This window comes from Achromobacter piechaudii NBRC 102461 (assembly GCF_001571245.1).
Taxonomy (GTDB): Bacteria; Pseudomonadota; Gammaproteobacteria; order Burkholderiales; family Burkholderiaceae_B; genus Achromobacter; species Achromobacter piechaudii.
This window is the reverse complement of record NZ_BCTK01000005.1, coordinates 669,460-681,882: the sequence shown is the minus strand read 5'-3', so window position 1 is coordinate 681,882 and position 12,423 is coordinate 669,460. Positions and strand designations below refer to the sequence as shown.

The window sequence follows — 12,423 nt, the reverse complement described above, 5'->3', positions numbered from 1 at the left end:
TCTTGCGATGCACATCCGTGGAACGGGCAATCCGAAGGAGATTACAGGCCGGGCTGATAGACCCACTTGCCGCCTTCGACCTTGACGATGACGCGCGAACGCTCGTCAAAGCCGGCGTGGTCGGTGGGCGACATGTTGAACACGCCTTGCGAGGCAGCCAGGTCCTTCACGTTTTCCAGCGCATCGCGCATGGCGGCGCGGAATTCCGGCGTGCCGGGCTTGGCGCCCGTCTTGAGCGCCACGGGCAGCGCGGTCACGACCAGTTGGCCAGCGTCCCACATGTGGCCGCCGAACGTGTTGGTCGAGTTGGCGCCGTTGGCCTTCTCGTAGGTTTCAACATAAGCCAGCGCCGACTTCTTGACCGGGTTGGAATCGGGCAATTGAGCGGCCACCAGCAGCGGGCCGGCCGGCAGGTACATGCCGTCGCAGTCCTTGCCGCAGACGCGCAGCACATCGTTGTTTGCCGCGCCGTGCGTCTGGTAGATGGTGCCGCCGTAGTTGCGGGCCTTCAATTCCTTTTGCGGCAGCGCCGACGGGGTGCCCGCGCCAGCGATCAGGATGGCGTCCGGCTTCGCGCCGACCAGCTTGAGCACCTGGCCCGTCACGCTGGTGTCGGTGCGGCTGTATTTTTCGATGGCGACGATTTCGATGCCCTTGGCCTTGGCGGCCTTCTGCATCACATCGAGCCAGCCGTCGCCGTAGGCGTCGGCAAAGCCGATGAAGCCCAGCGTCTTGACCTTGGACTTGGCCATGGCGTCGGCCAGAGCGCCGGCCATCAGCGCGTCGTTCTGCGGAGTCTTGAACACCCAGCGGCGCTTCTCGTCCACGGGTTCTACGATCTTGGCGCTGGCGGCCACGCTGATCATCGGCACCTTGGCTTCGGCGGCGACGTCGACCATGGCCAGCGAACCGGGGGTGACGGACGTGCCGATCAGCACGTCGACCTTGTCGTCGGTAGCCAGCTTGCGCGAGTTCTTGACGGCTTGCGTCGTATCGGTGGCGTCGTCCAGCACGATCCATTCGATCTTCTGGCCGGCCACTTCCTTGGGCAGCAACGCCACGGTATTACGCTCGGGGATACCCAGGGACGCAGCGGGGCCGGTGCTCGAAACCGTCACGCCGACCTTGACCTGCGCGCTTGCCAGAAGCGGCACGGCCAGGGCGAAAGCGGCAGCCGCCGCGGACAAGCCGAAGTGCTTGCGCATATTTTTTGTCTCCTGTGGTGGCTCTTATGTGCCTCGATTGAGGCGAAGCGAGCCTAGTTAAAGTTATACAGAAAAAAATATTATAGGGTTAAAACAGTATCAGATGACGTCGCGCAACTACGGTAAATCCCTGATGTGCTACGGAAACCTCAATTCAGCAAACGCATTCGTTAATGGCGAACTTGTACTAGAAAAACTTTCGGCCCGTCAGTTGGGGGATTCCCTTGTAGGGCGCAGCATGCCGCAAAGCATGCCAGGGGCTTATTACCTTACTGTCACCGCAAGGCGGACAAACCTGTCAGCGTCCCAACATCGGCCACACGCGTTCCACGCGCGAAGCCACCCAGGCGGCGACGACGGCCTTGATCAGATCCCCCGGCACGAACACCGAAACGACGGTGGCCGCCTTGGGCAGGCCCATCTTCGTCACGGCAGCCAGCCACGGCACGCCGAAGGCGTACACCACCAAGATGCCGCCCACGATGCAGGCCGCCAGATAGCCGCCCAGCTTTGCCCAATCACGGGTGGCGCGCGTCACCAGCGTGCGCGTCAGCCAACCGATGACCAGCGCGCCCACGACCATGCCGATCAGAAAGCCCCCCGTGGGGCCCATGAACGCGCCCAAGCCACCACGGCCGCCGGGCAGCACGGGCAGGCCGATCGCCGCCAACACCAGATACAGCAGGCAGGCCAGCGCCCCACGCCAGGGGCCAAGCATCGCGCCCGCCAGCATCGCGCCCAAGGTCTGCAAGGTGATCGGCACCGGGATGCCGGGCAACGGAATGGGAGGGATCAAGCTGAGAACCACGATCAGCGCGGCGAACAGCGCGATCAGCACGGTGTTTTGGGATTTCATGGTTTCACCTGTTGGAATGGGGTCAGCGCGGTTCAGGGGCTGCGCGCGTCGATGGCTTCGGACACTTCCTGCGCGCGCTTCAAAGTCAGCACGATCAAGGGCACGATCAGCGCGACGGGATGCGCGCCTAGACCGCGCGCGGCCTGGGCCTCGCGGATCTCATGGAAATTGCGCCAGATTTCGGGCACGAAGCGCAGCGCCAGCGCCAATGCCAGCGCCACCTTGCCCGCGTCGATCAGGCCGATCCGCTCGAACGGCGTCAAGACCCGCTCGCAGACGGCGATAAGATCGGAGGTGCGCGTCGCCAAGGTGACGGCCAGCGCCAGGCCGACCATGGCCCCTACCCGCAGCACCACGGCCAGGGCCTCGATGGCGCCTTGGAACACGGCGGTGAACAGGGCCACCGCCAACAACACCCACAACAGCCCGCGCACCTGCCGCCAGACGGCGACGCCCGACACGCCCGTGGACCAGACCAGCGCCGCCGCCAGGGCAAACACCGCGCCCAGCCAGCGCGGGTCGCGCAGCAGGAACAGGCCGGCCCCCGCGGCCACCAGCGCCGCCAGCTTCAGCCAGGCAGGCAGCCGGTGCAGCGGACTGTGTCCGGACACATAGAGAGGTTCGATCATGCGCAGTGCTCCCGGTACCAGCGCAAGGCGGCGGCGGGCGTGTCATCGGCTGCGATAGCGCCATCGCGCACGACCAGGATCCGGTCGAAATCTTCCAGCAGCTCCAGGTCATGGCTGACGACGACCGCATCGTGGGGCAGCGCGGCGATAGCGTTGCGGACCCGATTGCGGTTGCGCAGGTCCAGTTGCGTGGTGGGCTCGTCAAAAACGATCAGCGCGGGCTCCATGACCAGCACCGCCGCCAGCGCGACCAATTGGCGTTCCCCGCCAGACAGGGTGTGGCTGCTGCGATCCGCCAGATGCCCCACGCCCAGCGCGTCCAATTGGCTGTCGATGCGCGATTCGCGCCGTGCCTTGTCCGGCTCCAGGCGCTTCAGGCCGAACGCGAGGTCTTCGCGCACGATGGGAAACACGATCTGGTTTTCGGGGTTTTGAAACACAAAGCCCACGCGGCGGCGCACCGCCTTCAGGTCGTGCCGGGTGTCCAGCCCATCCACCCGCACGCTGCCCGACGAGGGCAGCACCAGACCATTGAGCAGGCGCGCAAGCGTGCTCTTGCCCGCGCCATTGGGACCCACGATGCCGATGCGGCGCTCGGCCAGGGTCGCGCTCACCCCGCGCAACACTTCTGCCTGGGGCGTGGCCACTACCGCCTGGTCAAACTCGATTAACATGGGGCGCGATTATGCCCGAACCATTTCGGGCATCGGGACTCCAAGAGCTGATATGGAAAAAGTACGCAAATCCGACGCCGAATGGCGTGCACAACTGTCCCCCGAAGAATACGTGGTCACCCGTGAAAAGGGTACCGAACGCGCATTCACCGGGCGTTACTGGAACACGTTCACGCCGGGCATCTATCGCTGCGTCGGCTGTGGCACCGCCCTGTTCGCATCCGACACCAAATTCGACGCCGGCTGCGGCTGGCCCAGCTACTTCCAGGCGCTGGACCCCGAACTGGTGCGCGAAGAACGCGACGTCAGCCACGGCATGGTCCGCACCGAAGTGCTGTGCAATGTGTGCGACTCGCACCTGGGCCACGTCTTCCCTGACGGCCCCGAACCCACCGGGCTGCGCTATTGCATCAACTCCCTGTCGATGACGTTTGAACCCATAAAAGACGAATGAAGAAGTTTCTGTTCGACCTGTTCCCGCTGTTCCTGTTCTTCATCGCCTATCGGTACACGGACATCTTCATCGCCACCGGCGTCGCCATGGCGGCCGCGGTGTTGCAGATTGTGTGGCTCAAGGCCACCGGCCGCGCCACCGAAGCGATGCACTGGATCAACCTGACGGTCATCCTGGTCTTTGGCGGCGCCACCATCTGGCTGCACAGCGATGTCTTCATCAAGTGGAAGCCCACCGTCCTGTATTGGCTGTTTGGCGGCGCGCTGCTGGTTTCCCGCTTCCTGTTCGGCCGCAACCTGATCCGCCGACTGATGGAAAAGCAGATTCAACTGCCCGACGCGGCATGGGACAAGCTCAACCTGGTCTGGGCGGCTTTCTTCCTTGTCGCCGGCGCGTTGAACCTGTATGTGGCGTTCTCGGGTCACTTCACCGAGTCGCAATGGGTCAGCTTCAAGGCCTTCGGCCTGATGGGTTTGATGGTCGTGTTCGTGATCGGCCAATCGGTGTGGCTGGGCAAACACATCCAGACCGACGAAAATGCCAGTTCCGGCAACCCGCCGGGCAAGCCCTGATTCGCCAGACGGCTCAATAATTGGCGCGCCCGCCACTGGCGGCGCGTCGGAACTTTCATATTGCCGCCATGTCCGAAAACACCGATCGCATCACCCTCATCCGAGAGCGCCTCGCCGCCCTGGAACCCGTCACGCTGGACATTCTGGACGACTCGCATTTGCATGCCGGCCACGAAGGCAGTAAAAACGGCGCCGGCCACTATCGCGTGCACATCGTAGCGCCTTGCTTCACGGGGCTCTCCGCCGTTGCGCGACATAGGCTGGTGTATCATCATTTGCAAGATTTGATCCCCTATCCGATTCATGCGCTTGCGCTAGATGCCCAGGCTCCCAAATAGAAAGTAAAAGGATATTCATGAAACGCATCGTCATGCTGGCTGCGGCCTGCGTCATCGCCGTGCCTGCTTTCGCGCAGAACGTGGCCACCGTCAACGGTAAGGCCATTCCGCAAAAGAATTTGGATCAATTCGTCAAGCTGCTGGTCAGCCAAGGCGCGACCGACTCGCCGCAACTGCGCGAACAGGTCAAGCAAGAAATGATCAACCGCCAGATCTTCGTGCAAGCCGCCGAATCCAGCGGCATCGCCAAGCAAGCCGACGTTCAGACCGAAATCGAACTGGCCCGCCAAGGCATCCTGGTGCGCGCGCTGATGGCCGACTACCTGGCCAAGAATCCGGTTTCGGACGCCAAGGTCACCGCCGAATACGAGAAGATCAAGAAAGAACAAGCCGGCAAGATGGAATACAAGGTCCGTCATATCCTCGTCGAAGACGAGAAGACGGCCAATGACCTGCTGGCCCAGATCAAGAGCAACAAGAGCAAGTTCGACGATCTGGCCAAGAAGAACTCGAAGGACCCCGGCAGCGCCGAAAAGGGTGGCGATCTGGGTTGGGCTCCCCCGACCAACTACGTCCAGCCGTTCGCGCAAGCCGTGACCCAGCTCAAGAAGGGCCAACTGGTCGACAAGCCGGTGCAAACCCAGTTTGGCTGGCACATCATCATGGTTGACGACACCCGCCCGGTGGAATTCCCGCCGCTGGATCAGGTCCGTCCGCAACTGGAAGAAATGCTGCGCCAGCAAACCCTGGCCGACTACCAGAAGCAACTGCGCGACAAGGCCAAGATCCAGTAAGCCTTCGCCAGACGAAAAAAACTGCCCGCGGGCAGTTTTTTTTCGTCTCAAGCGGGAGCAAAACCTTCGTGCAAAGCAAGGCAGGCCCCAGCCGGATGCCGGCTACGACATGCCCAGCAGTGCCTTGAGTGCATCTTCGTCCAACACGGTCACGCCCAGTTCCTGCGCCTTGGTGAGCTTGCTGCCCGCCTCTTCGCCGGCCACCAGGTATGCAGTCTTCTTGGAAACCGAGCCGGTGACCTTGCCGCCCGCCGCCTGGATATGCATCGAGGCTTCTTCGCGCGTCCAATTGGGCAAGGTGCCGGTCAGCACGAAGGTCTTGCCCGCCAGCGTCGTGCCTTGCGGCGCGGCTTCCGCCACCGGGTTCACCCCCTGCGCCTTCAACTGCTCGATCACGTCGCGGTTGTGCTGTTCGGCAAAGAAGCGGCGGATGGAAGCGGCCACGACCGGGCCTACGTCGGGCACGGATGACAGCGCCTCTTCGTCGGCGTCCATGATGGCGTCGATGCTGCCAAAATGGCGCGCGACGTCGCGTGCAGTGGTTTCCCCCACGTGGCGGATGCCCAGCGCGAAGAGTAGGCGGTTCAAAGCCGGCGCGCGCGCCTTGTCGATGGCGGCAACCAGGTTGTCGGCCGACTTCTGGCCCATGCGATCCAGCCCCACCAGTTCAAGCGGGCGCAGGCTGTACAGGTCGGCCAGCGTCTTGACGCGGCCGCTGTCGACCAATTGGTCGACCAGCTTTTCGCCCAGGCCTTCGATATCCAGCGCCTTGCGGCTGGCGGCGTGCCACAGGGTCTGCTTGCGCTGTGCGGCGCAGAACAGGCCGCCCGTGCAACGCGCAATGGTTTCGTCTTCCAGCCGTTCGATGGCCGAGCCACAGACCGGACAGGCGGTGGGCATCACGAACTGCTGGGCGTCGTCGGGACGCTTTTCCAGCACGGGGCCCAGCACTTCGGGAATCACATCGCCCGCGCGGCGCACGATGACCGTGTCGCCCTTGCGCACATCCTTGCGGCGGATTTCGTCTTCGTTATGCAGCGTGGCGTTGGTGACCGTGACGCCGCCCACGAAGACCGGCTTCAGGCGCGCCACCGGGGTGATCGCGCCCGTGCGGCCCACCTGCACTTCGATATCGAGCAGCGTGGTGGTGGCTTCTTCCGCGGCGAACTTATGCGCCAGCGCGAAGCGCGGCGCACGCGCCACGAAGCCCAGCACCTTCTGCGCCGGCAGGGAATCCACTTTGTAGACCACGCCGTCGATGTCGTAAGGCAAGCTGGCGCGCAGTTCGCCGACCTTGGCATAGAACGCCATCAGGCCTTCCGCGCCCGTCGCACGATCGTTGTGCTTCAGATTTACCGGCAGGCCCAGTTCGTGCAGCCAGGCCAACATCGCGCCATGGGATTTTTCCGGCAGTTGCGATGCCTGGCCGGCGCCGGCCGTGGCCTCGTCGAACAGGCCGCTCTGCTTGCCCGGCAAGCCCTGCACTTCGCCCCAGCCGTACGCGAAGAATCGCAGCGGCCGCTTGGCGGTGATGCGCGGATCCAGCTGGCGCAGGCTACCTGCCGCCGCGTTGCGCGGATTGACGAAGATCTTTTCGTCGCGCCTGGCCTGGGCTTCGTTCAACTTTTCGAAGTCGGTGCGATTCATCAGCACTTCGCCGCGCACTTCCAACACCTTCGGCGCCGCGCCCTTGAGCTGGAGCGGAATGGCCTTGATGGTGCGGATGTTGGACGTCACGTCTTCGCCCGTCTGGCCATCGCCGCGCGTGGCGGCCTGCACCAGCCGCCCGTCTTCGTAGCGCAGGCTGATCGCCAGGCCATCGAGCTTCAATTCACAGAAATAATCGGCTTGCTGCGCCGGCCCCAACAGGCCCGCGCCGCGCAACGTGTCCGTCACGCGACGGTCGAACGCCACCACTTCTTCTTCCGCGAAGGCGTTGTTCAGGGACAGCATGGGCACGGCATGGCTCACGCTGCCAAAGGCCGAGACCGGTGCCGCACCCACGCGCTGCGTGGGCGATTCCGGCGTGATCAGTTCGGGATGCTCGGCCTCAAGGGCTTCGAGCTGCCGCATCAGCCCGTCGTATTCGGCATCCGAAATCGAGGGCTCGTCGTAGACGTAATAGCGGACGTTGTGCTGTTCAAGCTCGGCGCGCAGACGCGCCGCGGTCTCGGCCGGGTTGACTTCACCAGACGCTCGACTCATTTACGCAAACACCCGTTGAGCGCGCTCGCTTCCGGCGGGCAGGCCCGCTTGTTCGAGCTGTTCGAAGAGCACTTGAAGGCGTTCGTCGATCACCGTTTCAGACCCTTCAGCCAAAGGCTTGCCCTGGTCATCGACCAATTCGGCACGCAGGCGCGCGGCCAGATCGCGGCCCACATCCACCATGCGACCGAAGGCGCGGGTGTCAGCGGGAGCACAAGGCACATCCAGCAGCAGGTAAAGACGTTCAACCCCGCCCATGCCTGCGTCGAAGGCAGCGCCATCGGCGCGCGACAGCGTGAAGCGGGTCACGCCGTTTTCCGCCGGCCAGGCCATGCGGTTGCCGTCAGCCACAAACCCGGTGTCGCGGGCGACCGCCAGAACTTCGGCAGCCGGTTGCGCCGCGCCCAACAGAAGCGTCAGGCCGACCTGGGTGTCCAGGGCGGCGCAGGTGTCGTCCAGGCGAGCGCCCTGCTCCAGCACGGCTTGCTGGTCGGGGCCTTCGATGTTGGCGTCGAAGCGTTCGGCCATGTCCTGGGCGCGGGCCCAGGCTTGCGACCATTCGATCGCGGTGAGCGGGCCGCTGCGGTTGGCCAGCAATACCGCCAGTTGCATCGATGCGTAGGACTCGCCGGCATGCACGCGCGCACGATGGCGCCGTTGGTCCGTTTCGGCAAACACGCGCATGGGCTTGCGGCCGACGTGGCGCAGGCTTTGCATGTAGGGAAGCAGATCGGCGCCGCGAACCGGCTCGGCAAAATTGATTTCGATGACGACTTCGCAAGCGGGATCGGGCTCTTCGGCATCATCGGCATCGCTGCCCGGATCCACCGGCGCGGGCTGGCCCGGCTGCGAACGTGGGGCGTCGCCGCCCATGCCGGGCTCGCGGCGGCTCGCGCCAGCGGCCGTGGCCGACGCAGCGCCAGCCGCGCCGGCACCCAGCAACGGATCTTGTTCAGACGTAGGGAAATGGCTTTGCATCTTGCGCCGGACGCGCCGGTCCTGCCACCAGTTGAATCCCAACACCAGCAGTATCAGCAAGACGCCCAGGGCTATCAGCCCGATCTGCAAATCACTCATGTGTACATCCCGCGCCAGGAGGGCGGCGCCTTTCTAAATATGGGGTTTATGCCGCTTCGGAGGCCATCATCTGCACGGCCGAATCTATGTCTACCGCAACGATACGCGAAACCCCTTGCTCTTGCATGGTTACGCCGATCAGCTGCTTGGCCATTTGCATGGCGATCTTGTTGTGCGAAATAAATAGGAATTGCGTTTGCTCGCTCATGTTGGCGACCAGGTTTGCGTAGCGTTCCGTGTTGGCGTCGTCCAGCGGCGCGTCCACCTCGTCCAGCAGGCAGAACGGCGCCGGATTCAGCTTGAACAGCGCGAACACCAGCGCGGTCGCGGTCAGTGCCTTTTCGCCGCCCGACAACAGGTGGATTGTGCTGTTGCGCTTGCCCGGGGGCTGCGCCATCACCTGCACGCCGGCGTCGAGGATTTCCTCGCCGGTCATGCTGAGCTTGGCTTCGCCGCCCCCGAAAAGCTTGGGGAACAGCTCGCCGAAGTGGCCGTTCACGATATTGAACGTCTCTTGCAGCAGCTCGCGCGTTTCGCGGTCGATCTTGCGGATCGCGTCTTCCAGGGTCTCGATGGCGGTCATCAAGTCCTGGTGCTGAGAATCCAGGAACCCCTTGCGTTCGCGCGAGGTGTTCAATTCGTCCAGCGCGGCCAGGTTGACCGAGCCCAGCGATTCGATCTGGCGCGAGATCCGCCCCACTTCCTGTTGCAGCCAGCTGGCGCGACGCCATTCTTCGGGGCGGTTGGCCAGGTCCTGGGCCAGCGCCTCGCGGTCGACTTCGCGAGCGTTCAACTGTTCGGTGAATTGCTCTTCCGCCAGACGCGCGGCCTGTTCCTGCAATTGCAGTTCCATGATGCGCGCGCGGCGCGGTTCCAGCGTCTGTTCCTGCTGCTGGCGATCTTCATCAGCGCCCCGCAACAGGGCCGCCAGATTTTCCATTTCCTGGCGCGCCCGCGACAGCGCTTCCTCGCGCTCGGCGCGCGCTTCCAGCGCATCCTGCAGACCGGCCTGGGAAGCCGAGGCGTCCAATTCGGTCAGCTCGCCCATCAGCTGTTCCAGTTCGACCGTGCCGCGCTGGCTTTGATCGGCCGCCAGTTGCTGATTGCGTTGCAGATCGGTGATGCGGACCTGGATACCCCGCTCGGCGAATTCGGCTTCTTGAGCGGCGCGCTCCAGCTCGCGCAGGCGCGTGCGGGCGGCTTCCGCCTGGGCGGCCAGCGTCTCGCCGTCCATTTCCGCATCGGCAAAGCGGGATTGATGTTCGGCCAGTTCTTCGTCCAGCGTCTCGAAGCGGGCTTCGGCTTCTTCGCGGGTGGCGCGCAGGTCTTCTTCCTGAACCTTGATTTCTTCCAGGTCCTGGCGCAGGCGCGATGCCCGCTCGCCCGATTGTTCGGCCTGCTGCTGGAGACGCGAATGCTCAAGCTGGATGTCGTGCACGCGGCGCGTGACTTCGGCCACGCGCGTGCGCGCCGGCGCTATGGCCTGCGAGACCTGCTGCCAGGCCGCCTCGGCTCGCGCAACCGCGGCGCGCGCCTGATCGGCGATCAGTTGCTGGGCCTTGATTTCGCGTTGCAGGTTTTCGATTTCCTGCTGGCGGGCCAACAGGCCGGCCTGTTCGGAGTCCGGCGCGTAAAAGCGGACGCTGTGCGCGTCGATCAGGTGGCCGGCCTTGACCACGCAGGCGCTGCCAGCCGGCAAGGTGGCGCGCATGGCCAGGGCTTGCGTGACGTCGGTGGCGGTATAGACGCCAGCCAGCCATTCATTCAGCAGCGTGCGCAGGTCTGGGTCGGTGATGCGCAGCAGGCTGGCCAGCGGCGTCAAGCCAGCCGGGGCGGCCGGTGCGGGGGCCGCGGCTGGCAGCTGATAGAAGGCCAGGCGGGCGGGCGGCGCATCTTCGGCGAAGGCGCGCGCCCAATCCAGGTTGCGCACTTCCATCGACGCCATGCGTTCGCGCAGCGCGGATTCAAGAGCTGTTTCCCAACCCGGTTCCACATGCAGCTTCTGCCACAGGCGCGACAGGCCGGCCAGCTCGTGCTTGGCCAGCCAGGGTTCCAGCGCGCCCTGCTTCTGCACGTCTTCCTGCAACTTCACCAGGGCCGACAGGCGGGCTTCCAGGCGCGCCAGATTCTGCGCGTCGGTCTGGGCGGCGGCCTGGGCGCGGCTGCGCTCGGCATCCGCTTCAGGCACGCGGCCTTCCAGCGTGGCCAGTTCTTCCTGCGCTTCTTCCAGCTGGTCTTCGCCGGCAAGGCGGTCGCCGGCCAGTTGTTCCAGGCGGACGGGATCGGGCGCATGCAGTTCGCGCAGTTCCTGCTGGAGCCGTTCGCGGCGCTGTTCCAGCACCTGCATCTGGCGGTCGGCGTCGCGCTGGGTCTGGGCGACCAGCGCCAGGTTCTGCTCGACTCGGGCCAGCGCGGCGCGCATTTCGTCGCGCCCCGAGGCGGCCTCGCGCACACGTTGTTCGACGGCGGGCAAGCCAGCCTGGGCGTCTTCAGCCGTGGCGCGCGCTTCTTCGGTACGGGCGGCGGCGGCGGCCAGGTCTTCTTCGGCCTGGGCGATCTGTTCAGTGCAGTGTTCGCGCTGGCTGGTCCATTCGGCGATCTGCTGCTGCAACTGGTCGCGGCGCGCCTGCAAGCGGTTGCGCGAATCGACGACGTGGCGGATCTCGGCTTCCAGCCGGCTGACCTGCGCGTTGGCCTCGTATAGCGCGCCCTGCGCGGTATGTACCGCGTCGCTGGCCGCATAGTGGGCCTGACGGCGCGATTCCAGCGCGGCTTCGCCCGCCCGCAGGCCGGCGATGGCGGCTTCAAGCTCGTTCTGCGCCTGCGCCATTTCCTGGGCCTTCTTGGCGCGCTCTTCGCGCGCCCCGGTTTCCTTCAGGAACCACAGGGAATGCTGTTTCTTTTCGCCGTCGGCCTGAAGCTCGCGGTAACGCGTGGCGACTTCGGCCTGGGCTTCCAGCTTTTCAAGCTGGCTGTTCAATTCGCGCAGGATATCTTCCACGCGGGTCAGGTTTTCGCGCGTGTCGGACAGGCGGTTTTCGGTCTCGCGGCGGCGTTCCTTGTAGCGCGACACCCCGGCCGCTTCTTCCAGGAACACCCGCAACTCTTCAGGACGCGCCTCGATCAGGCGGTTGATCATGCCCTGCCCGATGATCGCGTAACCCCGAGCGCCCAGGCCGGTGCCCAGGAAGATGTCGTGGATATCGCGGCGGCGGACCTGCTGGTTATTGACGAAGTAGCTGCTGGTGCCGTCGCGCGTCAGCACGCGTCGCACGGCGATTTCGGCGTAGGTGCTCCATTGGCCGGCGGCGCGCCCTTCGCTGTTGTCGAAGACCATCTCCACCGACGCCCGCGCGGCCGGCTTGCGGTTGCCCGAGCCGTTGAAAATAACGTCCTGCATGGATTCGCCACGCAGTTCCGAGGCCTTGGCCTCGCCCAGCACCCAGCGCACGGCGTCGATGATGTTCGATTTTCCGCAGCCGTTCGGACCCACCACGCCAACCAGTTGACTGGGCACGGGAATCACGGTGGGATCGACGAAGGACTTGAAGCCGGCGAGTTTTAGCTGAGTAAGACGCACAGTACGATGACGACGGGGTGGGTTGACGAAAGGCGTTAA

General features: G+C 64.6%; 11 protein-coding genes. 4 read left to right on the top strand and 7 right to left on the bottom strand.

Annotated features, from left to right (window positions below):
• Positions 1-41: 41 nt before the first annotated feature.
• The 4 genes from API01S_RS09780 to API01S_RS09765 form a co-directional block, all read right to left on the bottom strand.
• Entirely contained in the window at positions 42-1,205 is a 1,164-nt protein-coding gene (locus API01S_RS09780) for an ABC transporter substrate-binding protein (RefSeq protein ID WP_061304315.1), read from the bottom strand.
• A gap of 298 nt (positions 1,206-1,503) precedes the next feature.
• A complete protein-coding gene (locus tag API01S_RS09775; protein ID WP_061304313.1) occupies positions 1,504-2,061 on the bottom strand; it encodes a biotin transporter BioY in 558 nt (185 codons plus the stop codon).
• 32 nt (positions 2,062-2,093) lie between these two features.
• A complete protein-coding gene (locus API01S_RS09770; RefSeq protein ID WP_061304311.1) occupies positions 2,094-2,690 on the bottom strand; it encodes a CbiQ family ECF transporter T component in 597 nt (198 codons plus the stop codon).
• On the bottom strand, positions 2,687-3,364 hold the full coding sequence (locus API01S_RS09765) for an energy-coupling factor ABC transporter ATP-binding protein (protein WP_006217994.1): 678 nt from the start codon (positions 3,362-3,364) through the stop codon (positions 2,687-2,689). The genes API01S_RS09770 and API01S_RS09765 overlap by 4 nt, the downstream gene beginning before the upstream one ends.
• A gap of 52 nt (positions 3,365-3,416) precedes the next feature.
• Here API01S_RS09765 and msrB point away from each other — a divergent pair, with 52 nt between their 5' ends.
• From msrB to API01S_RS09745, 4 genes are all read left to right on the top strand, one after another.
• A complete protein-coding gene (msrB, locus tag API01S_RS09760; RefSeq protein WP_006217993.1) occupies positions 3,417-3,818 on the top strand; it encodes a peptide-methionine (R)-S-oxide reductase MsrB in 402 nt (133 codons plus the stop codon).
• Positions 3,815-4,390 (top strand): septation protein A, encoded by a 576-nt coding sequence (locus tag API01S_RS09755; protein ID WP_050727876.1) that lies wholly within the window; start codon positions 3,815-3,817, stop codon positions 4,388-4,390. Before msrB ends, API01S_RS09755 begins: the two co-directional genes overlap by 4 nt.
• Before the next feature lie 68 nt (positions 4,391-4,458).
• On the top strand, positions 4,459-4,728 hold the full coding sequence (locus tag API01S_RS09750; protein WP_006217991.1) for a BolA family protein: 270 nt from the start codon (positions 4,459-4,461) through the stop codon (positions 4,726-4,728).
• Positions 4,729-4,745: 17 nt separating this feature from the next.
• Positions 4,746-5,522 carry a peptidylprolyl isomerase gene (locus tag API01S_RS09745; protein ID WP_006217990.1) on the top strand — a complete coding sequence of 259 codons (777 nt, stop codon included), beginning with the start codon at positions 4,746-4,748 and terminating at the stop codon, positions 5,520-5,522.
• A 102-nt stretch (positions 5,523-5,624) separates the two neighbouring features.
• On the opposite strand, the gene ligA is transcribed toward API01S_RS09745, so the two are convergent.
• From ligA to smc, 3 genes are read right to left on the bottom strand one after another with little or no spacing between them, the layout of a single operon-like run.
• Entirely contained in the window at positions 5,625-7,727 is a 2,103-nt protein-coding gene (gene ligA / locus API01S_RS09740) for an NAD-dependent DNA ligase LigA (RefSeq protein WP_050727877.1), read from the bottom strand.
• Positions 7,728-8,804 carry a cell division protein ZipA C-terminal FtsZ-binding domain-containing protein gene (locus API01S_RS09735; protein ID WP_050727878.1) on the bottom strand — a complete coding sequence of 359 codons (1,077 nt, stop codon included), beginning with the start codon at positions 8,802-8,804 and terminating at the stop codon, positions 7,728-7,730.
• 46 nt (positions 8,805-8,850) lie between these two features.
• A complete protein-coding gene (smc, locus tag API01S_RS09730; RefSeq protein WP_006217987.1) occupies positions 8,851-12,384 on the bottom strand; it encodes a chromosome segregation protein SMC in 3,534 nt (1,177 codons plus the stop codon).
• Positions 12,385-12,423 lie beyond the last annotated feature (39 nt).